The organism is Haloferax sp. S2CR25, from assembly GCF_031624535.1.
Lineage (GTDB): Archaea > Halobacteriota > Halobacteria > Halobacteriales > Haloferacaceae > Haloferax > Haloferax massiliensis.
Genome location: NZ_JAMQOO010000003.1, coordinates 254,766 through 280,327 on the forward strand (window position 1 = coordinate 254,766; position 25,562 = coordinate 280,327).

Here is a 25,562-nt window from a genome sequence, read left to right on the forward strand (position 1 = left end):
CCGACGCGACGACGACGGGGGAACGCGAAACCGCGCAGTCGATCCCGCGGCGTTCGATTCGGTTCGGATAGCCGTATCGCCGTCTGTGGCCGTTCCAGCGGCGGTTCTCCCCGTGAGCGGTGGGTTTTTGCTCCGAGCCGCCGACGGTCGAGTCGATGGTACAAGAGCTGACGCTAGCCGAAGCCAAGACGATTCTCGACGCGGCGGAGGAGAAAGCCGAAGACCTCGGCGTGCCGCTGAACCTCGCGGTGACGAACAGCGAGGGCAACCTCCTCGGCTTCCGCCGGATGGACGGCGCGAAACTCGTCGCGAGCAACATCGCACAGAACAAGGCCTACACCGCGGCCGCGGTCAAGAAGCCGACCCACGAACTGAAGGAGGGAGCCGAACCCGGCGGCGACGTGTACGGCCTCCACACCACCGACAACGGCCGCGTCGTCGTCTTCGGCGGCGGGTTCCCGGTCGAACACGACGGCGTCGTCGTCGGCGCGGTCGGCGCGAGCGGCGGCGCGGTGTCCGAGGACATGGAAGCGTCCCAAGCGGGACTGGAGGCGTTCGAACCGCTCCGCTGAGACGCCCGCGTCGGAGTCGCCGAGTTCGGTTTCGGTTCCGACGACACACAACCCAGCGTATCTGTCCTCACGGTCCCTTTTCGGTTAAAATCGAACGTACGCCGAGCGGTCGGTCTCGGCCGCGTAGAGACTGCCGGTCATGTCCGCGACGTAGAGCGTCGAGCCGTCCGGCCCACCGAGCGTGCAGTTCGTCGGGCGGTCCTCGGGGAACGGATGACGTTCGAGCACCTCGCCCGACGGGGAGAACACGTAAACCGACGGTCCCGGACCGCCCTTTTCCCAGCCGGCGCAGGCGACGATATCGCCCGACTCGGTGAGCGTCATGCCGTCGATACCGCGGTGGTCGCCGAAGTCGTGCAGTATCTCGCGGGGGCCGAGCGACCCGTCGTCCCGAATCGGGTAGGCCCGCAAGTCGGTCGCTTGGTCAGGGCCGTAAGTGCATTCAGCAACGTAGAGGCGCGTCTCGTCCGGCGAGAGGAGGATGCCGTTCGGGCGGTCCATCTCGTCTGTAAGGTGGACGAGTTGCCAGTCGCCGCTCGCGTTCGCGTCCACATCCGGCCGCTCGGCGCGGAAGACGGAGGTGTGGCCGAGCAGTCCCCGGTCCTTGTCGTCGGGGTCGGTGAACCAGATATCCCCGTCGCGGTCGATTTCGAGGTCGTTCGGCCCGTTGAGCGGCGTCCCATCGAACCCGTCGACGACGACCGACGCGGGTTCGTCCGGGGTCAGCGCGGCGATTCGGTGACCCTCGGCCTCGCAGGCGTACAGCTCGCCGTCGCGCCCCTCGTGGAGGCCGACCGCGCCGGCGGTCGAGTCGATGTAGACGCTCGTCTGTCCCGTCTCCGGGTCGTATTCGAGGACCTGATGCTCCTTTATTTCCGTGAATCGAACCGCGTCGACGGCCCAAATCGGACCCTCGGTGGCCCGAAACGGACCCGCGACTCGCTCGAACTCCCATGCCATCGAATGGTCGTTTTGACCACGAGACCTTAAACGTCGCCCGACTTCCGTCACGTCCCGATTTGTCAATTTGATTTCCGATTCGGGAATCAGTTTTGGGCGTGGGACCACGCGATTACGTCGGTTCGGTCGTGGCCGGAAACGACGCGGCGTGTTACAGAGTCAGCGGGGTGGCACGAAATAGAACAGTATAATTACCGTATAAATCACCACCCATACTAAAGATAGTTCAACGATATCTGAGTTATTGAAGTTATTTGAATAACTCAGGTATAGTAGTGAATTGCCGTGGCTATTAATCTAGATGGCGGAAAATTCAGGGATTTTATCAAAATTTGAAACGCACTAGGCTCGGATAGAAAGACGAGCTCTAAACTACCAAATGCCAATATATAATTGTGATTTGTTAGTTATCGCGGCAGCGCGACCGACAACGGTATAGCCGGGGACGGGCACTCGTCACAGCAACGACGAGAAGCGCGGGCGGGCGGCGTGAACAGACCCCAGTTCGGAGAAATCGAACCGTTCGGTCGTCCACGATAACCTCCGAAGGGTGGTGCCGTCGGTCGATTACGGACCTCCGTCTCAGCCGGACGGCAGACGACACATCGCTCGATTGTTCCATATCGTTCGTAGAGTATTCCGTTTTGACCCGAGAATATTGTTTTAGGTTACTATACGGTACCTTTATGTTCCAATACACCTCTGTGAGAATGAGTAACGTATGTCGAGAAAAGACATCACACAGATGCGGTCGCAGGTGGGGTCGGCGTCGGAGTCGGTCCGCGCTCGGTTCGGAGACGCGGCGAGTCGGCGGAACTTCCTCAAGGCGCTCGGAACGGCCGGTATCGCCGGCCTCGCCGGCTGTTCCGGCGGCGGCGAGAGCTACGACGGCCAAGAACAGACCACGGCCTCGGGCGGCGACGACGAGGAGACAGAGACGGAGTCGTCGTCCGGCGGCGACGACGGCGGTTCGACGCTCCGCATGAGCGCGACCCAGCGCTTCGGGACTGTCGACCCCGCGAAGGGGACCGACTACACGCAGGTGCTCGCGTTGGTCAACCTCTACGACCCGCTCGTGTTCCCCGACACGGAGGGGAACCTACAGGGCCACCTCGCCGAGGACTGGACCGTCTCGGACGACAACCGGACCTACACGTTCACGCTCCGCGAGGGAGCGACGTTCCACAGCGGCAACCCCGTCACGGCGGAGGACGTGCAGTTCTCGGCCGAGCGCTTCCTCGATATCAACCAGGGCTACTCGTCGCTGCTCGGGAACGTGCTCTCGAAGGAGAACGTGACCGTGGAAGACGAGCGGACCGTGTCGTTCACGCTCGACCGCGTCCACTCGCCGTTCCTCGCGACGCTCGTGTTGCTGTTCGTCGTCGACAAGCAGTTGGTCCTCGACAACGTCGGAGACGGCGACTTCGGCGACCGCGGCGACTACGCCCAGTCGTTCCTCAACGACAACGACGCCGGCTCCGGCCCGTACGAACTCGCGGGCTTCGAGCGGCAGGCGCAGATTTCGTTCAGCCGCTACGCCGACTACTGGGGGTCGTTCAAAGACGGCGCGTACGACAACGTCACCGTCCAAATCATCACGAACGACCCGACCGTCCGCTCGCTGATGAAGACGGGCGAACTCGACATGTCGAGCCAGTACCAAAGCGAGGAGACCTACGAGGCGCTCGCGGCCGAAGACGACATCCGCGTCGAGTCGGTCCCGACGGTGACGACGTTCTACTTCAAAATCAACACCCAGAAGGCCCCGACCGACGACCCCGCCGTCCGCGAGGCGATGGCCTACGGCTTCGACTACGAGACGGCGCGCAACGAGATCGCGCCCGGGTCGCTCCCCGCACAGGGCCCGCTCCCGTCGTCGTTCGGCGTCCACAACGACGACATCGTCCAGCCGACCTACGACCCCGAGCGGGCGCGGCAGATTCTCGCCGACGCCGGCTACGAGGAGGGCGACATCACCGTCCAGAACACCTACGTGAAGGACTACGGCCTCGAAGAGAAGATGGGGCTTCTGTTCCAGCAGAACATGGACGAAATCGGCATCGACGTCGAGTTGAACCCCCAGACGTGGGGGACGATGACCGAACTCGCCACGAGCGTCGAGGACACGCCGCACATCAATCAGGTGTTCTACGGACCGGTGTACCCCTCGCCCGACACGGTGTTCTACAACCAGTACCACTCCGAGGCCGCCTCGACGTGGATGAGCATGGAACACCTCGAAGACGAGAACGTCGACTCCCTCATCGACGAGGCGCGCTCGACGGTCGATGCCGACGCCCGCGCCGAACTGTACGCCGAGGTCCAAGAACGCATCGCGAACCAGTACCCCGACCTGTTCATCTTCGTCCAGTCGAAGAAACACGCCTTCGCCGACGACGTGGCGGGCTACACCTTCCGCCCGTCGATGAGTTTCGACTACTGGTTCCCCGACTTCTACCAAGAATGAAGTACTGGCAGTATCTCGTGCGCCGGCTCGCGGGCATCCTCGTGAGCCTCATCGGCCTGTCGATAATCATCTTCACCACGTCACGAGTGCTCCCCGGGAACCCCGCGCGAATGGCCCTCGGCGCGCTCGCGTCGGAAGAACAGGTGCGGGCGCTCGCGGCCGAGATGGGCCTGAACAAGCCGATTCCCCTGCAGTACCTCGACTACATGCAGGGGTTACTCGTCGGCGACCTCGGCACGAGCCTCGAAACGAAGCGCGCGGTCAGCACCGACATCGTCTACTACCTGCCGGCGACGCTCGAACTCATCACCGTGTCGATGTTCCTCACCGTCGTCATCGGCATCCCGCTCGGCGTCATCGCCGCGCAGAACAAAGACGGACTCGCCGACAACGCCACGCGACTCGTCGCGTTCTTCAGCGTGAGCGTGCCCGGCTTCTTCATCGCAATCATGTTTCAGCTGATATTCGGCTACCTGCTCGAATGGCTCCCCATCACGGGCCGGCTCGGCTCGGAGTTCGGGTCCGGCGTCTCGCGGTTCACGGGCTTCCTGCTCGTGGACACACTGCTGTCGGGGAACCTCGCGGCCCACGTCGACGCGTGGGCGCACATCATCCTCCCGGCGCTCGCGCTCTCGCTCGCCGGCATCGGACAGGTGATGCGCATCACCCGGTCGAGCATGATTGACGTGAAAGACCAGGACTACGTCGAGGCCGAGCGCGGCTTCGGGCTTCCGTCGTGGCTCGTCACGTACAAGTACACCCTCAAGAACGCGTTCATCCCGACGCTCACGATTCTGGGGCTGTTGTACGCCTCGCTTCTGGGCAACGCGTTCCTCATCGAACTCGTCTACTCGTGGCCCGGCCTCGCGTCCTACGGCGTCACCGCGGTGCTGAACAACGACTTCAACGCCGTCGTCGGCGTCACGATGACCATCGGCGTCGCGTTCGTGAGCATCAACTTCCTCGTCGACGTGCTGTTGGGTCGCGTCGACCCCCGAATCAGACTGGCGATGGAGGAGGCGACATGAGCACCGAGTCGGCGAGCGTCCTCGACCGGGTCGTCTCGGCCGAGCGCCGCGAACTCTGGCAACGGTCGTGGAAACGCTTTACCAGCAGGCCGATGAGCGTCGTCGGTCTCGGCATCATCGTCGCCATCGTCCTGCTCGCCGTCTTCGCGCCCGTCGTCGCGCCGTACCCCGAACACGCCGGGAAGTTCACCGACTTCTCGAACACGCTCCAGCCGCCGAGCGTCGACCACCCGCTGGGGACCGACCACGTCGGCCGCGACGTGCTCTCGCGCATCCTCTTCGGCTACCGGCTGTCGCTCATGCTCGTGGCCGTCGTCCTCGGCTTCGGCGTCCCCGTGGGCGTGCTCCTCGGCCTCGTCGCCGGCTACTACGGCGGCTGGACCGAGACGATCATCATGCGGGCGACCGACACGGCGCTCGCCTTACCGCCGCTCGTGATGGCGCTGGCCATCACGTCGGCCCTGGAGCCGACGCTGACGAACGCGATGATAGCCATCGCGGCGCTGTGGTGGACGTGGCACGCCCGCCTCGTCCAGAGCATCGTCGCCAGCGAGCGCAGCGAGGAGTACGTGCAGGCCGCCAAGCTCGCCGGCGCGAGCACGCCGCACATCCTCTTCCGGGAGATTCTCCCGAACACGCTGTCGCCGATTCTGGTCAAGGTGACCCTCGACGCGGGCTTCGTCATCCTCATCGGCGCGGGGCTGTCGTTCATCGGCGTCGGCGTCCAGCCGCCCCAGCCCGGCCTCGGGACGATGGTCAGCCAAGGGACCTCCTACCTGCCCGACTCGTGGTGGGTGAGTGTCTTCTCCGGGCTCGCCATCTTCGTCCTCGTGATGGGGTTCAACATGCTCGGCGACGGCCTGCGTGACCTCTTCGACGTGGAGGTGAACCGATGAGACTCGACGAGCCGGTCGCCGAGAACCCGCTTTTGACCGTCGAAGACCTCGAAGTCGGTTTCGAGTCGTTCGACGGCCTCGCGGAGGTCATCGACGGCGTCAACCTCTCTATCGGCAAAGGCGAGGTCGTCACCATCGCCGGCGAAACCGGCTGTGGCAAGTCGGTGACGATGAAGTCCATCCTCCGCTTGCTCAATCAGCCGCCGGCCCGCGTCAGCGGCGAAATCACGTTCGACGGGACGGAACTGCTGTCGCTTTCGGACCGCGAGTTCGAGCGCGTCAAGGGCCAGCGGATGAGCCTCGTGTTCCAAGACCCGATGTCGAGTCTGAACCCGACGTTCACCATCGGCGAACAGCTCACCGACACCGCGCAGTTCGGCGGCGACAGCGACACGGGCGTCGTGGAGTTCTTCCGCCGCCGCTTCAGCGGCGAACGCGAGGAGGCGCGCGAGCGCGTCTTGGAGATGCTCCGCGAGGTCCAGATGCCGGACCCCGAGAACATCATGGACTCGTACCCGTCGCAGCTGTCCGGCGGGATGCGCCAGCGCGCGCTCATCGCGCAGGCCCTGCTGAACGAGCCGGACCTGCTCATCGCCGACGAAATCGGCACCGCGCTGGACGTGACGATTCACGACCAGATTCTCGACCTGCTGAAGGACCTCATCGAGAACCACGACCTGAGCGTCCTGATGATCACCCACAACCTCGGCGTCGCCCGACAGGTGAGCGACCGCGTGTACGTCATGTACGGCGGCCGCATCGTCGAGACCGCACCGACCGAAGAGCTGTTCGAGAACCCGAAGCACCCCTACACGCAGGGCCTCATCGCGTCGATTCCGCGCCTGACGGGCGACGAGATGGCCACGGGCATCGACGGCTCGATTCCCGAGTACCTCGACCCGCCGCCGGGCTGTCGGTTCGCGCCGCGGTGTCCCTACGCCACCGCCGAGTGCGAGGAGGCCCGCCCGGAGATGTACGAGCGCGGCCCGCAGACCGGCGTCGAGTGCGTCCTCTACGACGAGGCCGTGCCGGCGTCCGAGCGGCCGACCGTCGAGGAGACCCGGAGCCACATGACCCGGCGACCGGGCAAACAAGCGGGGGGCGACTGAGATGTCGGAACCCCTGCTCGAAGTCGACGACCTGAAGAAGTACTTCCCCGTCAAAAGCGGCATCATCAAGCGCACGTCCGACCACGTGAAAGCGGTCGACGGCGTCTCGTTCGACATCGAGCGCGGCGAGACCCTCGCGCTCATCGGCGAGTCCGGCAGTGGGAAAAGCACCGTCGCGCGGACGGTTATCGGCCTGACCGGCGCGACCGGCGGGACGGTTAGATTCGACGGCGAGGACATCACGAACGCGACCGACGAGCAACTGGCTCGCCTCCGGTCGCGCGTCCAGATGGTGTTTCAGGACCCCACGTCGAGTCTGAATCCCCGGCGGACCATCGGCAAGTCGCTCGCAGTCCCGCTAAAAGCGCGTGGCGTGCCGAAATCGGACCTCCGGGAGCGCGTGGTCGACCTGCTCGAACGCGTCGAACTGAACGACGAGTACTGGAACAAATACCCCCACGAACTCTCCGGCGGGCAGAAACAGCGGGTGAACATCGCCCGCGCGCTCGCGGTCGAGCCGGAACTGCTCTTGCTCGACGAGCCGACGAGCGCCCTCGACGTGAGCGTGCAGGCGAAGATTATCGCGCTCCTCGAAGACTTACAGGCGGAGTTCGGACTCACCTACCTGTTTATCACCCACGACCTCTCTCTGGTCCGCAACTTCGCCGACGAGACGGCCGTGATGTACCTCGGCGAGATTCAGGAACGCGGCCCCACGGAGGAGGTGTTCAAGCGGCCGCGACACCCCTACTCGCGGGCGCTCCTCTCCGCGATTCCCGTCACGACCGACGAGGAAGAAGCGTACAAGCCGCGGCACGAACCCCTCCGGGGCGAAATCCCGAGTCCGCGGGACGTGCCCGCGGGCTGTCGGTTCCACACGCGGTGTCCCTACGCGACCGACGCGTGTTCGACCGACGAACCGGAGTTCGTCGCGGTCGACGCCGGCCCCAGCGTCCGGTGTCACATCTACGACGAGGCGTACGCCGACGCGTTCGACGACGTGCCCGACGTGGCGGTCGCGGCGGTCGCCGACGAGGGGGTCGCATCGAACACCAACGAGCCATGAAGATAACCACAGACAACATCGACGACTTCGCCACCGGCGCGACCGTCCTCGGGACGGGCGGCGGGGGCGACCCCTACATCGGGAAGCTGATGGCACAGCAGGCTATCGAAGAGCACGGTCCCGTCGACCTCATCGACCCGCGAGACGTGCCCGACGACGCGCTCGTCATCCCGAGCGCGATGCTCGGCGCGCCGACCGTGATGGTCGAGAAGATGCCGAAGGGTACCGAGGCGCTCGCCGCGTTCGAGGCGCTCGAAACGCACCTCGGACAGGAGGCCTACGCGACGATGAGCATCGAGGCGGGCGGGCTGAACAGCACCGTCCCCATCGCCGTCGCCGCCGCGCTCGGACTCCCCCTCGTGGACGCCGACGGCATGGGCCGGGCGTTCCCCGAGGTGCAGATGGTGACGCTCACGATGGGCGGCGTCAGCGCCACCCCGATGAGCATCGCCGACGAGAAGGGCAACTCGCTTCTCGTGAACACCGTCAGCAACGAGTACGCCGAGGCGTTCGCCCGCGTGACGAGCATCGAGATGGGCGGCGCGTGCATGATAGGAACCTACGCGCTCTCCGGCGCAGAGGTCCGCGAGCACGCGATTCTCGACTCGATGTCCCTCGCCCACGACATCGGCGAGGCGATTCGCACCGCCAAGCACCGCTCGCGGGACCCCGTCGAGTCGGTCCTCGACCTCACCGACGGCTACGAGCTGTTCGCGGGGAAGATAACCGACGTGGAGCGCCGGACCGAAGGCGGCTTCGCGGTCGGCGAGGCGACCCTCGACGGCATCGACGACTGCGAGGGCCGGACGTTCACCCTCGACTTCCAGAACGAGAACCTCGTCGCCCGCGACTCCGAGCGCGGCGTCGTGGCGAGCACCCCCGACCTGATTACGGTCGTGGACGCCGAGACGGGCGACCCCGTCACCACCGAGCGACTCGCCTACGGCCACCGGGTGCGGGTCATCGGCATGCCGTGTTCGCCGAAGTGGCGGACCGAGGAGGGACTCGACCTCGTCGGGCCGAGGTACTTCGACTACAGCATCGACTACGAACCAATCGAAACTCTCCAGCAACCCAGACATGACTGACTACCGAATCGGAATCGACGTCGGCGGCACCAACACGGACGCCGTCGTCATGGACGGCGACGACAACCTCCTCGCGAAGACGAAGACCCCCACGACCGAAGACATCACCTCGGGCATCCTCAGCGCCCTCGACGTGGTCCTCGACGACAGCGGCGTCTCAGAAGACGAACTCGACTACGTGATGCTCGGCACGACCCACGCGACGAACGCCATCACGGAGCGGCGCGGCCTCAACGAGGTCGGCGTCATCCGCATCGGCGCGCCCGCGACCCAGAGCATCCGCCCGCTTCTCGAATGGCCCGACGACCTCGCCGCGGCAATCGGCGACAACGTCGCCATCCTCGACGGCGGCCACGAGTTCGACGGCCGCCTCCTCAACGACCTCGACGAGGAGCAGGTCAGAGCGCAGATTCGCGAGTTCGCCGACGTGGACGCCTTCGCCGTGACGAGCGTCTTCTCGCCCGTCCGCGACGACCACGAGACGCGGGTCGCCGAACTCATCCGCGAGGAGGTCGGCGACGACGTGCCCATCTCCGTCTCGAACGAAATCGGGAGCGTCGGCCTGCTCGAACGCGAGAACGCGACGGCGCTCAACGCCGCGCTCACCGGCGTCGCCTCGGAGGCCGCGAACGCCTTCGTCGAGGCGATGGACGAACGCGGCATCGACGCGAACCTCTACTTCGGCCAGAACGACGGGACGCTGATGAGCGTCGACTACGCCATCCGCTACCCCATCTTCACGGTCGCCAGCGGCCCCTCGAACTCGGTCCGGGGAGCGGCGTACCTCTCGCAGGTCGAAAACGGCATCATCGTCGACGTGGGCGGCACGACGACCGACGTGGGCGCGGTCACCGAGGGCTTCCCCCGCGAGAGCAGCGTCGCCGTCGAAATCGGCGAGGTGAAGACCAACTTCCGCATGCCAGACATCATCGCCATCGGCATCGGCGGCGGCTCCATCGTCTCGACCGACGACGGCGTCACCGTCGGCCCCCAGAGCGTCGGCTACAAACTGACCGAGGAGGCGAGGTGTTTCGGCGGCGAGACGCTGACCGCGACCGACCTCGAAGTCGCCGCGGGAACCATCGACATCGGCTCCGAGACGCCGGCCGTCGACGATGAAATCGTCGAGGCCGCCCGCGAGTACGTCAGAGAGCGCGTCGAGCGCGAGGTCGACCGCATGAAGACGAGCGCCGAGCCGGTCCCCGTGGTCATCGTCGGCGGCGGGAGCATCCTCGTCCCCGACGACATCGCGGGCGCGAGCGAGGTCCACAAGCCCGACCACTACGAGGTCGCGAACGCCGTCGGCGTCGCCATCGCGCAGGTCTCCGGCGAGGTCGACCGCATCTACAGCCTCGACGAGATGGACCGCGAGGAGGCCATCCAGCACGCGAAAGACGAGGCCACCGACAACGCGCTCGCCGCCGGCGCTGACCCCGACAGCGTGGACATCGTGGACGTCGAGGAGGTCCCGCTTTCGTACCTGCCCGGCAACGCGGTGCGAATCAAGGTGAAAGCCGCCGGGGCGCTCGACTACTGATGACGGTCGAAATCGGCGTCGAGGAGATAGAGGATATCGCGCTCGGCGCGACCGTCCTCGGGACCGGCGGCGGGGGCGACCCCCACGTCGGCAAACTCGTCGCGAAGCAGGCAATCGAGGAGTTCGGCCCCGTCGAACTCGTCTCCCCGGACGAACTGGACGCCGAGGACTTCGTCGTGCCGACCGCCCAGATGGGCGCGCCGACCGTCTCGGTCGAGAAACTCCCGAGCGGGCGGGAGGCCGTCACCTCGCTGGAGCGCGTCGAGCGCGAACTCGGAAAGACCGCCGACGCGACGATGCCGATAGAGTGCGGCGGCATCAACTCGACGTTCCCCTTCGCCGTCGCGGCCCGCCGCGGGCTTCCCGTGGTCGACGCCGACGGCATGGGCCGGGCGTTCCCAGAACTCCAACACGAGACGTTCAACATCTACGGCGTCAGCGGGACGCCCGCGGCCGTCAGCGACGAGCGGGGGAACACCTGTCTCATCGAGACGGAAGACAACGACCAGTTGGAGTGGCTGGCACGCGGCGTCACGGTCAGAATGGGCGGCGTCGGCTACGTCTCCGACTACCCCATGACCGGCGCGCAGGTCAAAGAGACGGCCATTCCGGGCACGATGTCGCTCGCCCGCGACCTCGGCCGCGCGCTCCGACTCGCCGAGGACGACGCGATGAGCGCCGTCCGCGAGGTGACCCGCGAGTCGATTTACGGCGAGGCGCGGTCGCTGTTCGAGGGGAAAATCGTCGACGTCCAGCGCCGCACCGAACGCGGGTTCGTCTTCGGGCACGTCGATATCGACGGCCTCGACTCCGACGAGGGGTCGGCGATGCGCATCGAGTTCCAAAACGAGAACCTCGGCGCGACCGTCGACGGGAGCTACGTGGCGACCGTCCCCGACCTCATCACCGTCCTCGACCGCGAGACGGGCGGCCCGATTCCGACAGAGAGCCTCCGATACGGGGCGCGAGTCCGCGTGCTCGGCATTCGGACGCCCGAGATAATGCGGACGCCCGCCGCGCTCGACGTGTGGGGGCCGCAGTCGTTCGGCCTCGACGCGACCTACGAACCACTCGCGGACCACCCATGAGTTTCGACATCCCACACCTGACGGAGATAACGCTCGACGACCTCGAAGCGCTCGGCATCGGCGCGGGCATCCTCGGCACCGGCGGCGGCGGCAACCCCCGCCTCGGCCGGCTGCGACTCCAGACGCTCCTCGAAGACGACGCCTACCCCGACTCGGTCGAACTGGTCGACCCGCGGGACCTCCCCGCGGACGCCACCGTGGCGAGCGTCGGCGGCATGGGCGCGCCCACCATCAGCGTCGAGAAGTTCGCCGGCGGCGACGAGGAGGTGCAGTCGCTTCGCGCCATCGAAGACCTCTCCGGCGAGACGGTCGACGCGCTCATCCCCGGCGAAATCGGCGGGGCGAACAGCATGGCCCCGCTGTGCGTGGCGGCGATGACCGACCTCCCCGTGGTCGACGCCGACGGCATGGGTCGGGCGTTCCCCGAACTCCAGATGGACACGTTCTTCATCTACGGGACGCCCGTGAACTACGCGGCGACGACCGACGAGCGCGGCAATCAGGTCGTCTACCGGGACATCGACTCGGCCAAGCGCCTCGAAGACCTCGCGCGGGCAATCACCGTCCAGATGGGCGGCCGCTCGGGCTACGCCTTCCCGCTCATGACCGGGGAGTTCGTCTCGGAGTACGCGGTTCCCCACACCGTCTCGCTCGCCACCGAACTGGGCCGGGCGGTCGAACGCGCCCGCGACTCCGGCACCGACCCCGTCGACGCCGGCCGCGAACTCCTCGGCGGCGAGGAGCTGTTCGCCGGGAAAATCGTGGACGTCCACCGACGCAACCGCGACGGCTTCGCGCTCGGGAGCGTCACGCTCGCCGGGATAGACGAGGACGCGACCCTCGAAATCGAGTTCCAAAACGAGTTCCTCGTCGCCCGCGACGACGACGGCGACCTCCGCACGACGGTCCCGGACCTCATCTGTCTGGTCGACACCGACACCGGCGCGCCGGTCACGACCGACGCCCTGCGGTACGGCCAGCGCGTCCGCGTCCTCGGCGTGCCCGCGCCCGAACTGCTCACGACGCCCGAGGCGCTCGACGTCATCGGCCCCGAAGCGTTCGGGTACGAGGTTCCGTACGACCCGCTTCCGCGGGACGAGACGGGGTGGTGACGACGCGGTCGCCGCAACCGTACCGGCCGACGTAACCGCTGAACCGCCCCCGGTGCCGCGGTCCCCGCGGCGTCCCACAATCGAACAACTCGTCACCCACACACCACAAGCCGCGAACTAGCCGATTCGGCACAGCTCTTGTGTCGTTTTGATACGTTTACGCCACCAGCAGTTTCAAATCGAACCCCGAAAATATATCCGACCATGGAAAACCCCGACCTCACGTCCGCCGACGCCCCGTCCGACCCGAACACGCCGGAGGCGGTCCTCGAAAACTACCTCGACGAGCACGACTACGAGATATTCCGCGCGCTCAACGAGAACGGCCGCATCTCCGACACCGAACTCGCCGAGCGCGTCGGACTCTCCCGGACCGCGGTCCGTCGCCGCCGCGAGAACCTTCAGGAGAGCGACGTGCTCGAAATCCTCGCGGTCATCGTCCTCCAGGAGGCCGACCTCGCCGACGCGCAGATACTCGTCTCGTTCGACCAGCACGTCTCGTCCGAGGTGCGAACCGAGTTCATCGCGATGCTCATCGACGAGGGACTCGTCTACAACGCGAGTTCCTGTCTCGGCGAGTACGACCTCGTCTTCAGCGCGTGGCACACCGACCTGAACGCGCTGAAAGAGTACGTCTGGGACCTCTTCGACGGCGAGGACATCGTCGACGACTACACCATCATCCCGCTTCTGAAGACGTGGAAGGCGTGGGACAAAGAGCTGGACCGCCCCTGAATCGGTCGGGAGCGCGGTACGGAGGACTCTCGTTTAGGCCAGGTCGTCCAGCGCGACGCGGAGCGCGTCGACGGCCTCGCCGAGTTGCGCCCGCGAAATCGTCAGCGGGGGCTGGAAGCGCATGACGTTCTTGTAGTAGCCGCCGACGCCCATGACGACGTTGGACTCCTCGCGGAGGTGGTCTCCGACCGCGGCCGCGAGTTCCTTGTCAGGAGCCGGTGCGACGTGTTGCGGGCCCGACTTTTCCGGGTCGACGAGTTCGATGCCCTGCATCAGCCCGAGGCCGCGGGCCTCGCCGACCACGTCGTAGTCGGATTCGAGCGTCGCGAGTTCGGCCGAGAGCCACTCGCCGTTCTCGCGGGCGTCGTCGATGATGCCGTTCTGCAGTTCCTCGATGGTCGCCAGCGCGGCCGCGCAGGCGACGGGGTTGCCGCCGAACGTCGAGAGGTGGTCGCCGGAGCCGAACGCGTCCGCGATTTCCGCGGAAGCCGTGAACGCGCCGAGGGGCAGGCCGTTGGCGATGCCCTTCGCCTGCGTCAGAATGTCGGGTTCGACGCCGAAGTGCTCGCTGGCGAACAGCTCGCCGGTGCGGCCGTAGCCGGTCTGGACCTCGTCGGCGATGAGGAGCGCGCCGTGGTCGTGGGCGATGTCCCGGACGCGCTTGAGCCACGCCTCCGAGGGGACGACGATGCCGGCCTCGCCCATGACGGGTTCGACGACGACCGCCGCGAGGTCGCCGCTGGTGTGCGAGCCGATGACCCGTTCGAGCGCGTCGGCGCAGTCCGCGCCGCAGGTGTCGCCGTCACAGCGGGGACACCGGTAGGCGTACGGCGGCGCGGTGTGCGCCACGTCGTTGATGGTCGGGGCCATGTCCTGCTTGTAGGCCCTGTTGCCAGTGAGCGCGAGGCTTCCGAGGGTGCGGCCGTGGAAACCCATCTCCAGCGAGATGACCTCCTTCGAGCCGGTGTACTTCCGGGCGAGCTTGATGGCCCCCTCGACGGCCTCGGTGCCGGAGTTACAGAAGAAGGTCTTCTGAAGGTCGCCGGGCGTCACCTCGGCGATGGTCTCGGCGAGGTCGGCCACCGGCCGGTTCGGGTGGACGTACGAACAGCCGTGGACGAACTCCTCCAACTGCTCGGTCGCGGCCTCGACGACGGCCTCGTTGTTGTGCCCGACGTTGGTCACCGAGATACCCGAGAACACGTCGAGGTACTCGTTGCCGTCGAAGTCTTCGAGCGTGCACCCCGACGCCCGCTCGACCGGGACGTTCAGCGATTTCCATATCGGCATGAGGTAGTCGTCGTACGCCGCCTCGACCGACGAATTCGTCGTCCGTTCTCTCATGAACACAGATTCTAAACTGAATCCTAATAAATTGTTCTGTGTAGGATAAAGTTCAGAAAACACCGATTGTATCGGGTCGAAACCGGTGCTCCAGACTCGAACGTAGCTGGTGACCACGTACTCGACTGCGTTCGTCACCGATGGGTTTTGAACACAGTCCAAACATTCAGACACAGATGGAACATTTATCAACATATGGGGCGACGGTGGAGCCAAGCGGGAGCCGCGAGCGACCGCCGCGCTCCCGAGAGCCGACCATGAAATCCATCAACCCCGCGACCGAGGAGGTCATCGAGACGCACGAGGAGCACGACGAGGCGACTGTCGACGCGCGCTTGGACGCCGCGTGGGACCGGTTCGAATCGTGGCGCGAGACGCCGATTTCGCGGCGCGAGAAGTTGCTCGCGGCCGCCGCCGACGTGCTGCGCGAGCACAGCGAGGAGTACGCGGAACTGATGACAGAGGAGATGGGAAAGCCCATAGAGCAGGCGGCCTCGGAGGTCGAAAAGTGCGCGTGGGTCTGCGACTACTACGCTGAACACGCCGCCGAGTTCCTACAGGACGAACACATCGGCACCGCGCCGGGGTCGAAGACGTACGTCTCCTACGAGCCCATCGGCCCGGTGCTCGCGGTGATGCCGTGGAACTTCCCGTTCTGGCAGGTGTTCCGGTTCGCGGCCCCGCACATCACCGCCGGCAACGTCGCGGTGCTCAAGCACGCGCCGAACGTCTTCGGCTGTGCCGACGCAATCGCCTCCGTCTTCGAGCGGGCGGGCTATCCGGACGACGTGTTCACCTCGCTGCAGATTTCCGCCGAGCGCGTCGCCGGCGTCATCGAAGACGACCGGGTTCGCGGCGTGAGTCTGACGGGGAGCACCCGCGCCGGGCGGGCCGTCGCGGAGACGAGCGGCCGCGAACTCAAGCCGACGGTGCTCGAACTCGGCGGGAGCGACCCCTTCGTCGTCCTCGACGACGCGCCGCTCGAATCGACCGCGAAGCGGGCCGCGCGGGCGCGGACCCAGAACAACGGCCAGTCGTGTATCGCCGCGAAGCGCTTTGTCGTCCACGAGGCCGTCTACGACGAGTTCGTCGAGCGCTTCACCGAGGAGATGCGCGCGCTGACCGTCGGCGACCCCACCGACCCCGAGACCGACGTGGGGCCGCAGGCCCGAGCGGACCTCATGGAGACGCTCCACGAGCAGGTCGCGGCGTCCGTCGAGGCCGGCGCGACGCTCCGCCTCGGCGGCGAACCGCTCGACCGACCCGGCCACTACTATCCGCCGACGGTGCTAACCGACGTGCCCGAAGACGCACCCGCGAGGACCGAGGAGCTGTTCGGCCCCGTCGCCACGGTCATCGAGGTCGAAGACGAATCTGCGGCGGTCCGCGTGGCGAACGACACGCCCTACGGCCTCGGCGCGAGCGTCTGGACGGCCGACGCCGAGCGCGGCGAGGCGCTCACGGAGAGACTCACCGCGGGCAACGTCGCCGTCAACAACGTCGTCGCGTCGGACCCGCGAGTCCCGTTCAGCGGGACGAAAGACTCGGGCTACGGGACCGAACTCTCCCGGCACGGGATTCTGGAGTTCGTCAACACGAAGACGGTCCGGGTCGAGGACGCGCCCGCCGACGAGTAACCGAGCCGGCACCCGACCCGACGCCCGGAGCGACACCGGCGCGGCGGCCGCGACGACCGCCCGGAAGGTGAATCGAGCGTTCTCGGCTTTTCTTTCCGCTCGACGAGTTGACTACCATTCGAACCGCCGGCCGTTTGGCGATTTTCCGGTGAATCGTCGGCCAGTTTGTCGTTCCAGACCATGATTATCTATTGAACTGTGTCCCTAATTTTCTCTAAAAATTGAACACAGTAAGATATATAGTGGGTAAGTTAGAATGTGGTGATGTCAATCATAACCATGACAGGAGAACTCTCACGCGTCCTCTCGAAGCGCGACGTGTTCGTGCTCGCGCTCGGGGCGATGATCGGATGGGGTTGGATCGTGCAGACGGGGTACTTCATCGACCAGAGCGGCGTCACCGGCGCCATCTCGGCGTTCGTTCTCGGCGGGTTCATGGTGTCCGTCGTCTCGCTCATCTACGGCGAACTCGCCTCGGCGATGCCCTTCGTCGGCGGCGAGCACGTCTACAGCATGCGGGCGTTGGGGCCGGCCGGCTCGTTCGTCTGCACGTGGGCGATAATCTTCGGCTACATCAGCGTCGTCGCGTTCGAGGCGGTCGCGCTCCCGAGCGCCCTCGCGTACATCGTCCCCGGGTTCAACGTGTTCGAACTCTGGACGGTCGCCGGCCAGCCGGTCTACGGCACGTGGGTGGCGACGGGCGTCATCGGCTCCGTGGTTATCACGTACCTCAATTACCGGGGCGTCCGCCCGGCCGCGCAGTTCCAGGCGATTCTCGCGCTCGTCATCACGCTGTCCGGCCTGACGCTCCTCCTCGGCGCGCTGTTCAACGGCACCTCGCCGTCCTCGCCACCGCTCGCGGGGGCCGGCATCGGCGGCGTGTTCACGGTCGCCATCATGACGCCGTTCATGTTCGTCGGCTTCGACGTGATTCCGCAGGCCGCGGGCGAGGCCGACGTGTCGCCGAAGCTCCTCGGCGGGCTCATCGGGCTCTCGGTCGCCTGCGCCGCCGCGTTCTACATCGCCGTCATCTGGGCGGCCGGGCAGGTCGCCACGGGCGCGACGCTCGTCGAGAGTTCGCTCCCCGCCGCGACGGCGATGGAAATCGCGTTCGACAGCGTGACCATCGGCCGCATCATGGCGCTGGCCGGCCTCGCGGGCATCCTCACGAGCTGGAACGGTTTCGTCCTCGGAGCCAGCCGCGCCATCTACGCCATGGCCGACTCGAACATGCTCCCCGAGCGGCTCGCGACGATCCACGACGACCACGACACGCCGTCGACCGCAATCGTGCTCGTCGGCGGGCTGGCGGCGCTCGCGCCCCTGTTCGGCGAGCAGATGCTCGTGTGGGTCGTCAACGCCGGCGGCCTCGGCATGGTGACGGCGTGGCTCCTCGTCGTCGTCTCGTTCCTCGTGCTCCGGTACCGCGACCCCGACTTCGACCGGCCGTTCAAGCTTCCGGCGGGCTACGCGGTCGGCGCGCTCGGCCTGCTGTTGACGGTGTTCTTCGTCGGCCTCTACCTCCCCGGCTCGCCCTCGGCGCTGGCGTGGCCCTACGAGTGGGCGATGGTCGGCGGCTGGTGCCTGCTCGGCGTCGTCCTGCTGGCCGTCGCCGGCGGGCTCCCGACCCGGACGGAGGCCAAGGCGCACCTGAGCGCCCAGCAGCTCGAAGACTGATTCGCTTCCGGCGGTCGAAGCGCGGTGTCGGTGCGGGTTCAGCCGCGATGCGGACACGGACGCGGATGCGGGTCGAACGCATCGCGGGTGCGACTCGTCGCACCCGGGGAGTCGGCGCGGACCGCGTTACGACACGTCGGGGAGGAGCGCCGCTTTCAGTTCTTCGAGTTCGTAGTCGTTCAGCGGGTTCGGCTCGTCCTTGATGGTCGTGATGACGAACGTCGAGCTCGTCCGCGAAATCTCGTCTATCTCCTCGAACTCCGAGATGAGGTCTTCGACCATCCCGCGCGAGGCGAGGTGCGAAATCAGGACGAAGTCGGTGTCGCCGAGCGTGAAGTACACCTGATTGACGCCGGGGACCTCGCCGAGTTTGTCGCCGACCTCCTTGTGGTACTCAGAGCCGTACTCGGCCCAGACCTCGGTGATGAGCGTGAGGTTCAGCCCGGCTTTCTCGAAGTCGACGTCGAAGATGTCGTTCTTGATGATGCCCTGTTCTTGGAGCCGTTCGAGGCGGTAGTGAACCGTCGACTTCGGGATGCCCGTCTCCTCGGTTATCCGGTCGGGACTCCCCGATTCGAGCGTCCCGATGGCCTTGAGGATTCGAAGGTCCTTCTCGTCCATGAACCGTAATCAGAAGTGCAACGATATTATTGTTCTGCGTTCAACCCCGTCCGCGTCGGGGAGATGGCGGCAAGACGGTGGTGAGACGGGCGCGTCGCGGCCGCCGGTGTCGGCGAGTCGGCGGTCAGCGGTCGGGTCGAACGCCGAGGTTCGACGCGTCGGGGCCGAACTCGTCGGCCAACAGCGACGGCACGTCCCCGGGGCGAACGTCCGAGTACCACCGGTTCCGCGGGTGGATGGCGACCGCGGCCCCCTCGGCGCTACAGAGTCCGAGACAGCTCGTTTCGGCGACCTGAACCCGCGACCAGAAGACGCCGCGGTCGCGCAACCACGAGGTCACCGCGTCGTACACCGCCGGGCCGTCGGCCTCGGCGCAGTCGGCGTACTCGGAGTCCCGACCGTTCGTACAGACCAACACGTGGTCCGTAAAGCCGTGCTCGCGGACCTCGTCGGTTCGGTCGCGCATCAGTCGGCCGCGGGAGCCGAGTCCCGGCCCGCGGTCGGAATCGCCGGTTCGGGCTCGGACTCGCTCGACGGCCGAAGCCGCGAGTGCGCCGCCGCGAGGACCAGCCACTGGAGGACCTGTCCGAACGCGAACAGGCCGGTGAGCCCGGTTTCGAGCGTCGGCGACAGCGCCCCGTGAACCGCGTTTTCGGGAGCGAAGACCGCGAGCACCGCGAGCAGGCCGAACGGGACGGCCGCGCCGACGAGGGCCGCGGCGAGGCCGCTCGACTCGCGCAGGCGGGTGTAGGCGTAGCCGGCCGAGAGACAGGCGAGCGCCCCGGCGAGCATCATCCCGGCGTAGAGCGGGAGCCGCGTCGCCACCGAAAGCGACTGTTCCGCCCCCGGCGCGACCGGCGGGAGGACCAGCCACGGCGCGCCCGAGACGGTGACGAATCCCGCGAGCCCCATCAGGTAGCTCTTGGCGGCGTCGGGACCGGGAATCGCGGGTTCGAGGAAGAAGAAGGCGACCCCGAAGAACGCGCCGCCGAGCACGACGCCCCACAGGCCGCCGGCCGCGACGCTCACGGCCTTCGTGACTGCCATCGACACCGCGGTATCGTGGTGGCCACCGCTCTCGCTGGCGTGGGTGCCTTCGGAGTCGTGGCTGTGACTCCCGTCAGTCCCGTGGCTGTGGGCGCTTTCGGCCTCGTGGGCGTGACCGCTCTCCTCGACGGCGGCGTGGTTCAGTTCGTCCGCGTAGCCGACGAGGGGGTTAGCGACGACGGCCATGAACAGGCCGAACACCAGTCCGGCGACCAACCCCGCCTTCACCCCCCGAGTCAGGTACTCGGCGAACATCGTCAGTGGCAGGCGATGCCGGCCGCGTGGCGGAAGTTGTGCAGCGAGTCGTGGACGAGCGGGTCCTGCACGAACAGGAGCGTAAAGCCCAGCGCGGCCATAAAGAGGGCTCCCGCGGCCATCTGCGTGGGTGACAGCTCGGTTCGAGCGCGTTCGATGCGACCGTTGACGGTGTTCGCCGTAGCCATGGTAAACTCGGGTTGATGAAAACCAAGCACAGTTGTAAAACTTTCGAGAACAACCGAGATTGTGTTTGGGCAATTCAGATTTAATAACTCGGCGGGGCGATTTTATGAAAGTTGATTTGCTATACTCCAAGCACAATTGTTTTCAAACAGCGCCGGGATTGTCAGGTCGAATGTCACAGGTAACGCTCCCGCACGACGCCAAGGCGGGGCCCACGAAACCGGAGGTGAGAGCGGTCACGCTCGACAAACTCGGCTTGCGGCCGACGGACCACTTCGTCGACGTCGGCTCCTGTACCGGCTCGGTCACCATCGAGGCGGCCCGGCGGGTCGAGCGCGTGACCGCCGTCGAGCGCAAACCGAACCGACTGGACGTGACGCGGAAGAACCTCGCGGCGAACGAGTACGACGCCGACGTGACGCTCCGCGAGGCGGAGGCTCCCGACGGCCTCCCGGACGACGCCGACGCGATGTTCGTCGGCGGCAGTCGGAACTTCGATGCCGTCCTCGACCACGCCGTCGACACCGGCGTCGACCGCGTCGTCATGAACGTCTCGCGGGTCGAACCCGCCGGCGACGCCATCGAGGCGTTCCGCGAGCGCGGCCTGCTCTCGGAGGTCGTCCAGATGCAGGTGAGCCACGGCTACGAACTCGCCGGCGCGACGAGCTTCCGGTCGAACAACCCGGTGTACGTCGTCGTCGGTCGACGCGGCGCGGAGGGGCTATGACCGTCTACGGCATCGGTCTCGGCCCCGGCGACGCCGACCTCGTGACCGTCAAGGGGAAGCGCCTGCTCGAATCTGCGGCGGTGGTCTACTCGCCCGGCCGCCTCTCCCGGACGGTCGCGCTGAACCACGTCCCCGAGGAGCGTATCGGCGACCTCGACTTCCCGATGACGCGCGACCCGGACGAACTCCGCCGCGCGTGGAAGGAGGCCGCCGCCGAGGTGGCCGCCCGCGCCGAGTCCGAGGACGTGGCGTTCGTGACGCTCGGCGACCCCAACGTCTACTCGACGTTCGGCCACCTCCGCCGCACCCTCGACGCGTTCCACCCCGAGGTCGACCTCGAAGTCGTCCCCGGCGTGAGCGCGATGACGGCCTTCGCGACCGCGCTCGGCGTCGAAATCGAGTCCGGGACCGGGCTCGCGCTCCGCGAGGCCGCCAACGGCTCCGCGCCGACCGGCCCCGACCGAATGGTGCTGTTCAAGGTCACCGACGCGCCGGCGACCCACGAGAAGCTGACCGAGGCGGGCTACGACGTCCGGTTCGGCCGCCGGCTGTTCATGGAACAGGGCGAGACGGTCGTCACCGACGACCCCGAGGAACTCGCCGAACGCGACTACTACACGCTGGCCTACGCGGAGCGCGAGGGCGTCGAGCGCGACGTGGCGACCGCCGCGTTCGACGGCGTCGAATCGGGGGGGTCGGCGTGAGCGTCGACGGCGACGCGGACACCGGCTTCACCGACGAGGAGGGAATCCCCTTCGTCGGCGCGGGACCGGGCGACCCGGACCTGCTCACCGTCGCCGGGAGAAAACTCGTCGAGGACGCCGACCTCGTGGTTCACGCGGGGTCGCTCGTCAACAGCGAACTCCTAGACGAGTTCTGCGCCGACGCCGAGCAGGTCAACAGCGTCGGCAAGGACCTCGAAGAACTGATTCCGCTGATGGCCGACGCCTACGAGTCGGGTCGGACCGTCGTCCGACTCCACAGCGGCGACCCGGCGATTTACGGGGCCGCCTTGGAGCAGATGGACGCGCTGGCCGAGGCGGGCGTGCCGAGCTACCTCGTCCCCGGCGTCACCTCGGCGTTCGCCGCGAGCGCGACGCTCCGCACCCAGTTGACGCTGAACGAGGTGTCGAACCACGTCGTCTTCACCCGGCCGCAGGGCCGGACGCTTTCGCCCGAGGAAGACCACATCGGCGACTTCGTGGGCTTCGGCGACACCACGGTCTGCATCTACCTCGGGACCCACGCCGTCGCCGAGACGATGGACCGCCTGCTGGACGAGGGCCACGACCCCGACACGCCCGTCGCGGTCGTCTACCACGCCTCGTGGCCGGACGAAGACGTCATCGAGGGCACCATCGAGACCATCGGCGAAAAGGTCGAAGACGCCGGCTACCGCGCCTCGGCGCTCGTCATCATCGGCGAGGCGGTGAACGGCTCGGACTACGAGCGGTCGTTCCTCTACGGCGACTGGGCCCGCGGCGGCGACGCACCGAACGACGAACCGGATTCTGAAACAGAGGGGCAGACACAATGAGCGACAACTCGACAGACTCCGGAGGCGGCCACTGTAGCACTCCCGACAGCGACGGCGAGGTCGCCGACGAAATCGCCATCGTCAGCTTCGAGCGAAAGCTCGACACGGCGGAGGAAATCAAGCGGGACCTCGCGGACGACTACGACCGGATAGACGTCCTCACGTACCACGGCGACGTGTTCGCCGACCACTGGGGCGAGTACGACTGCTTCGTCGGCCTCATGGCCAGCGGCATCGCCATGCGGAAGACCGCCGGCCTCCTCGACGACAAGTGGGAAGACCCGGCGGTCGTCGTCGTCGACGAGGAACTGACGTGGGCGATTCCGCTCACCGGCGGCCACCACGGCGCGAATCAGGTCGCCCACGACCTCTCGAAGCTCGGGGCCGTCCCGGCGATGACGACCGCCTCGGAGGCCGCGGGCAAGCAGGGCGTCGAGAGCAAGGCGAAGGCGCTCGACTCCCACGTCGTCAACGGAGATTCGACCGTGGCGACGAACCTCGCCGTCCTCAACGACGAACTCGGTCCCGTCGCTCGCCTCGACGGCCCGAAGGCGGTGCTCGTCGGCGACGACGTGACCGTCCTGAAGCGCAACGGCGACGACGGCGTCGTCCTCGGAACCGGGAGCGTCTCCGGCGCGAAGAAAGAACAGTTCCTGACGGCGTGGGAACGGGCGCTCGACGACGCCGACTGCGACTGGGACGACGTGGAGTTCGTCGCCACCGGCACGCGGAAGGCCGACGAACCCGGCATGCTCGACGCCGCCGAGGAAATCGGCGCGGGCGTCGTCTACTTCGAAAAGGAGACCCTCACCGAGTTCGAGGGGCCGACGCCCTCGCGGTCGAAGGAACTCATCGGCTGGCCCGGTATCGCCGAGGCGAGCGCCATCGCCGGCGGCCGCGACCACGAACTCGTCGTCGAAAAGCGGCGCTACGACGACGCCGTGACCGTGGCGGTGGGACGATGAGCGACGGCGGCGAACCCGAATCGACGGCCGGCGGCCGCGACGAATCGGCGACCGATTCCGACGGCCGAAACGAGGTCCCAGACGACTACGGGACGCTCTACGTCGTCGGCATCGGTCCCGGCCTCCCGGACCACATGACGAAGCGGGCGAAGGAACTCATCTCGACGTCGGACTGCGTGGTCGCGTCGAACCTCTATCAGGAGTTCCTCCGCGACGACGGAACCCTCCCGCCGGAAGAGAGCGACGAGGGGCCGGAGGTCGTCCGCTCGTCGATGGGAAAGCAGGTCGAACTGACCCGCGAGGCGTTCGAGCGCGTCCGAAACGGCGAGGACGTGGTCCACGTCTCCGGCGGCGACCCGAACGTCTACGGGAAGTCCGACCTCGTGTTCACGATGGCGGAGACGGACGAGGCGACCGACGTGCCCATCGAAATCGTCCCCGGCGTCACCGCGGCGCTCGGCGGCGCGGCCATGATGGGCGCGCCGCTGTCGAACGACTTCTGTACGGTCTCGCTATCCGACAAGTGGCGCGGCTGGGACGAAATCGAGGAGAAACTGCGCGCGGCCGCCATCAGCGGCTTCGTCATCGTCCTGTACAACTGCTGGCGGAACTACGAACGCGCCATCGACGTGGTCCGCGAGGAGCGGGCCGACGACGTGCCGGTCGGCATCTTCAACGACGCCGGCCGCGGCGAGGCCGGCCGGAATCTGGACGACGAGACGTTCTCGATTACGACCCTCGGCGACGCGAAAGCCCACGACGACGACGTGGGCGGGATGGGAACCTCGATTCTCATCGGGACCCACGAGACCGAACCCTGGAGCAACGACTACGAAACGTACCTCGTCACGCCCCGCGGCGGGCGCGACGTCGACGACTTCTAACACATGAGCGACTCAGACACCACAACCGAATCGAACTGTGGCGGGGCGACGACCGAATCGAAATCGGAATCGGAATCGAAGTGCGGCGGGGCGAAGACGGAGGCCGAGTCGGACACGACCTCGAAGTGCGGCGCGTCGTCCTCGAAATCCGACGGCGGGTCGTCCTCGAAGTGCGGCGGCAGTTCGGGCGAATCGAAGAAGGAACAGACCGCCGAGAAGGTCGAAGCCACTATCGAGGACTTCGACGGCGAACCGGGGCAACTCGTCGCCGTCGGCCTCGGACCCGGTCGCGCGAGCGAGATGACCACGCTGGCGAAAGACACCCTCCGCGAGGCCGACCACATCGTCGGCTACACGACCTACATCGAACTCCTCCCCGACGACGTCGTCGAGGGGGCAGAAGACATCTACTCGACGCCGATGTGCGGCGAAGTCTCCCGGACCGAAGAGGCGGTCGACCGAACGCTCGCCGGCAACGACGTGGCAATCGTCGGCAGCGGCGACCCCAACGTCTACGCGCTGGCGGGCCTCGCGCTCGAAATCCTCGAATCGAAGGGCGCGACCGCGAGCATGGTCGACTTCGACGTGGTCGCGGGCGTCCCGGCGGCGCAGTCCTGCGCGGCCCGACTGGGCGCGCCGCTGGTCAACGACACGGTGACCATCAGCCTCTCGGACCACCTGACCTCGATGCCGACCATCGAATCGCGGCTCCACGCGGCCGCCAAGGAGGGCTTCACCATCGCCATCTACAACCCGTGGAGCCGCAAGCGCCGGTCGAACTACGAGAAGTGCTGCGAGATTCTCCTCGAACACCGCGCGCCCGACACGCCGGTCGGCGTCGTCCACGGCGCGGGCCGCGACGACGAGGAGGTCGAAATCGTCGAACTCGGCGACCTGCCCGACCTCGGCGAGACCGACCTCGTGGACATGACGACGACGCTGCTGGTCGGCAACGAGGAGACGTACGTCTGGGACGACCGGATGGTGACCCCCCGGGGCTACGAGCAGAAGTACGAGTACTGAG

Annotated in this window: 25 protein-coding genes; 19 read left to right on the forward strand and 6 right to left on the reverse strand. The window is 66.8% G+C overall.

The window, feature by feature from the left end; translation table 11 throughout:
- The first annotated feature begins 155 nt into the window (after window positions 1–155).
- Entirely contained in the window at window positions 156–572 is a 417-nt protein-coding gene (locus tag NDI65_RS09590; protein ID WP_089780143.1) for a heme-binding protein, read from the forward strand.
- 84 nt (window positions 573–656) lie between these two features.
- Here the strand turns inward: NDI65_RS09590 and NDI65_RS09595 are convergent, their stop codons facing one another.
- Window positions 657–1,532: an SMP-30/gluconolactonase/LRE family protein gene (locus NDI65_RS09595; RefSeq protein ID WP_089780141.1), complete on the reverse strand. Its 876-nt coding sequence runs from the start codon at window positions 1,530–1,532 to the stop codon at window positions 657–659.
- Between the two features lie 745 nt (window positions 1,533–2,277).
- Here NDI65_RS09595 and NDI65_RS09600 point away from each other — a divergent pair.
- The 10 genes from NDI65_RS09600 to NDI65_RS09645 all read left to right on the forward strand — a co-directional run bounded on the left by NDI65_RS09600 (window position 2,278) and on the right by NDI65_RS09645 (window position 13,658).
- On the forward strand, window positions 2,278–3,999 hold the full coding sequence (locus NDI65_RS09600; RefSeq protein ID WP_089780522.1) for an ABC transporter substrate-binding protein: 1,722 nt from the start codon (window positions 2,278–2,280) through the stop codon (window positions 3,997–3,999).
- Window positions 3,996–5,027: an ABC transporter permease gene (locus NDI65_RS09605; RefSeq protein ID WP_089780140.1), complete on the forward strand. Its 1,032-nt coding sequence runs from the start codon at window positions 3,996–3,998 to the stop codon at window positions 5,025–5,027. Before NDI65_RS09600 ends, NDI65_RS09605 begins: the two co-directional genes overlap by 4 nt.
- Complete coding sequence (locus NDI65_RS09610; RefSeq protein WP_089780138.1) at window positions 5,024–5,923, forward strand: ABC transporter permease; 900 nt, start codon at window positions 5,024–5,026, stop codon at window positions 5,921–5,923. Before NDI65_RS09605 ends, NDI65_RS09610 begins: the two co-directional genes overlap by 4 nt.
- Window positions 5,920–7,032: an ABC transporter ATP-binding protein gene (locus NDI65_RS09615; protein ID WP_310893612.1), complete on the forward strand. Its 1,113-nt coding sequence runs from the start codon at window positions 5,920–5,922 to the stop codon at window positions 7,030–7,032. The genes NDI65_RS09610 and NDI65_RS09615 overlap by 4 nt, the downstream gene beginning before the upstream one ends.
- Window position 7,033: 1 nt before the next feature.
- Window positions 7,034–8,098: an ABC transporter ATP-binding protein gene (locus NDI65_RS09620; protein WP_089780134.1), complete on the forward strand. Its 1,065-nt coding sequence runs from the start codon at window positions 7,034–7,036 to the stop codon at window positions 8,096–8,098.
- On the forward strand, window positions 8,095–9,186 hold the full coding sequence (locus NDI65_RS09625; RefSeq protein WP_089780132.1) for a DUF917 domain-containing protein: 1,092 nt from the start codon (window positions 8,095–8,097) through the stop codon (window positions 9,184–9,186). The genes NDI65_RS09620 and NDI65_RS09625 overlap by 4 nt, the downstream gene beginning before the upstream one ends.
- Window positions 9,179–10,723 (forward strand): hydantoinase/oxoprolinase family protein, encoded by a 1,545-nt coding sequence (locus tag NDI65_RS09630; RefSeq protein WP_089780130.1) that lies wholly within the window; start codon window positions 9,179–9,181, stop codon window positions 10,721–10,723. The genes NDI65_RS09625 and NDI65_RS09630 overlap by 8 nt, the downstream gene beginning before the upstream one ends.
- On the forward strand, window positions 10,723–11,811 hold the full coding sequence (locus NDI65_RS09635) for a DUF917 domain-containing protein (RefSeq protein ID WP_089780128.1): 1,089 nt from the start codon (window positions 10,723–10,725) through the stop codon (window positions 11,809–11,811). Before NDI65_RS09630 ends, NDI65_RS09635 begins: the two co-directional genes overlap by 1 nt.
- Window positions 11,808–12,923: a DUF917 domain-containing protein gene (locus NDI65_RS09640; protein ID WP_310893613.1), complete on the forward strand. Its 1,116-nt coding sequence runs from the start codon at window positions 11,808–11,810 to the stop codon at window positions 12,921–12,923. The genes NDI65_RS09635 and NDI65_RS09640 overlap by 4 nt, the downstream gene beginning before the upstream one ends.
- Window positions 12,924–13,127: 204 nt before the next feature.
- Entirely contained in the window at window positions 13,128–13,658 is a 531-nt protein-coding gene (locus NDI65_RS09645; RefSeq protein WP_089780124.1) for an Lrp/AsnC family transcriptional regulator, read from the forward strand.
- 33 nt (window positions 13,659–13,691) lie between these two features.
- Here the strand turns inward: NDI65_RS09645 and NDI65_RS09650 are convergent, their stop codons facing one another.
- On the reverse strand, window positions 13,692–15,002 hold the full coding sequence (locus NDI65_RS09650) for an aspartate aminotransferase family protein (RefSeq protein ID WP_310893614.1): 1,311 nt from the start codon (window positions 15,000–15,002) through the stop codon (window positions 13,692–13,694).
- A 257-nt stretch (window positions 15,003–15,259) separates the two neighbouring features.
- Here NDI65_RS09650 and NDI65_RS09655 point away from each other — a divergent pair, with 257 nt between their 5' ends.
- Both NDI65_RS09655 and NDI65_RS09660 read left to right on the forward strand, forming a co-directional pair.
- Window positions 15,260–16,639, forward strand: coding sequence for an NAD-dependent succinate-semialdehyde dehydrogenase (locus NDI65_RS09655; protein WP_089780520.1), 1,380 nt, complete (start codon window positions 15,260–15,262; stop codon window positions 16,637–16,639).
- A 264-nt stretch (window positions 16,640–16,903) separates the two neighbouring features.
- Window positions 16,904–18,316 carry an APC family permease gene (locus NDI65_RS09660; RefSeq protein WP_310893615.1) on the forward strand — a complete coding sequence of 471 codons (1,413 nt, stop codon included), beginning with the start codon at window positions 16,904–16,906 and terminating at the stop codon, window positions 18,314–18,316.
- Window positions 18,317–18,442: 126 nt separating this feature from the next.
- On the opposite strand, the gene NDI65_RS09665 is transcribed toward NDI65_RS09660, so the two are convergent.
- The 4 genes from NDI65_RS09665 to NDI65_RS09680 all read right to left on the reverse strand — a co-directional run bounded on the left by NDI65_RS09665 (window position 18,443) and on the right by NDI65_RS09680 (window position 20,427).
- Window positions 18,443–18,937, reverse strand: a complete 495-nt coding sequence (locus NDI65_RS09665) for an Lrp/AsnC family transcriptional regulator (RefSeq protein WP_042664723.1) — start codon at window positions 18,935–18,937, stop codon at window positions 18,443–18,445.
- A gap of 124 nt (window positions 18,938–19,061) precedes the next feature.
- Entirely contained in the window at window positions 19,062–19,403 is a 342-nt protein-coding gene (locus NDI65_RS09670; protein ID WP_089780117.1) for a (2Fe-2S) ferredoxin domain-containing protein, read from the reverse strand.
- Window positions 19,403–20,239 carry a CbtA family protein gene (locus NDI65_RS09675; RefSeq protein ID WP_089780115.1) on the reverse strand — a complete coding sequence of 279 codons (837 nt, stop codon included), beginning with the start codon at window positions 20,237–20,239 and terminating at the stop codon, window positions 19,403–19,405. Before NDI65_RS09675 ends, NDI65_RS09670 begins: the two co-directional genes overlap by 1 nt.
- Window positions 20,240–20,241: 2 nt before the next feature.
- Window positions 20,242–20,427, reverse strand: a complete 186-nt coding sequence (locus tag NDI65_RS09680) for a CbtB domain-containing protein (RefSeq protein ID WP_089780113.1) — start codon at window positions 20,425–20,427, stop codon at window positions 20,242–20,244.
- A 170-nt stretch (window positions 20,428–20,597) separates the two neighbouring features.
- Between NDI65_RS09680 and cbiT the strand changes: the two genes are divergently transcribed.
- Genes cbiT through cobJ form a run of 6 tightly spaced genes read left to right on the forward strand, consistent with a single transcriptional unit; the run spans window position 20,598 to window position 25,561 of the window.
- Window positions 20,598–21,152 carry a precorrin-6Y C5,15-methyltransferase (decarboxylating) subunit CbiT gene (cbiT, locus tag NDI65_RS09685; protein ID WP_089780111.1) on the forward strand — a complete coding sequence of 185 codons (555 nt, stop codon included), beginning with the start codon at window positions 20,598–20,600 and terminating at the stop codon, window positions 21,150–21,152.
- The gene (locus NDI65_RS09690; protein ID WP_089780109.1) at window positions 21,149–21,856 is read left to right on the forward strand and encodes a cobalt-factor II C(20)-methyltransferase; all 708 of its coding nucleotides are present in this window, start codon (window positions 21,149–21,151) and stop codon (window positions 21,854–21,856) included. Before cbiT ends, NDI65_RS09690 begins: the two co-directional genes overlap by 4 nt.
- Window positions 21,853–22,689, forward strand: coding sequence for a precorrin-4 C(11)-methyltransferase (gene cobM / locus NDI65_RS09695; RefSeq protein ID WP_089780107.1), 837 nt, complete (start codon window positions 21,853–21,855; stop codon window positions 22,687–22,689). Before NDI65_RS09690 ends, cobM begins: the two co-directional genes overlap by 4 nt.
- A complete protein-coding gene (gene cbiG / locus NDI65_RS09700; protein ID WP_089780105.1) occupies window positions 22,686–23,654 on the forward strand; it encodes a cobalt-precorrin 5A hydrolase in 969 nt (322 codons plus the stop codon). Before cobM ends, cbiG begins: the two co-directional genes overlap by 4 nt.
- Entirely contained in the window at window positions 23,651–24,538 is an 888-nt protein-coding gene (locus tag NDI65_RS09705) for an SAM-dependent methyltransferase (protein WP_089780102.1), read from the forward strand. Before cbiG ends, NDI65_RS09705 begins: the two co-directional genes overlap by 4 nt.
- 3 nt (window positions 24,539–24,541) lie before the next feature.
- Window positions 24,542–25,561, forward strand: a complete 1,020-nt coding sequence (gene cobJ, locus NDI65_RS09710) for a precorrin-3B C(17)-methyltransferase (RefSeq protein ID WP_089780100.1) — start codon at window positions 24,542–24,544, stop codon at window positions 25,559–25,561.
- The last annotated feature ends 1 nt before the right edge of the window (window position 25,562 follow it).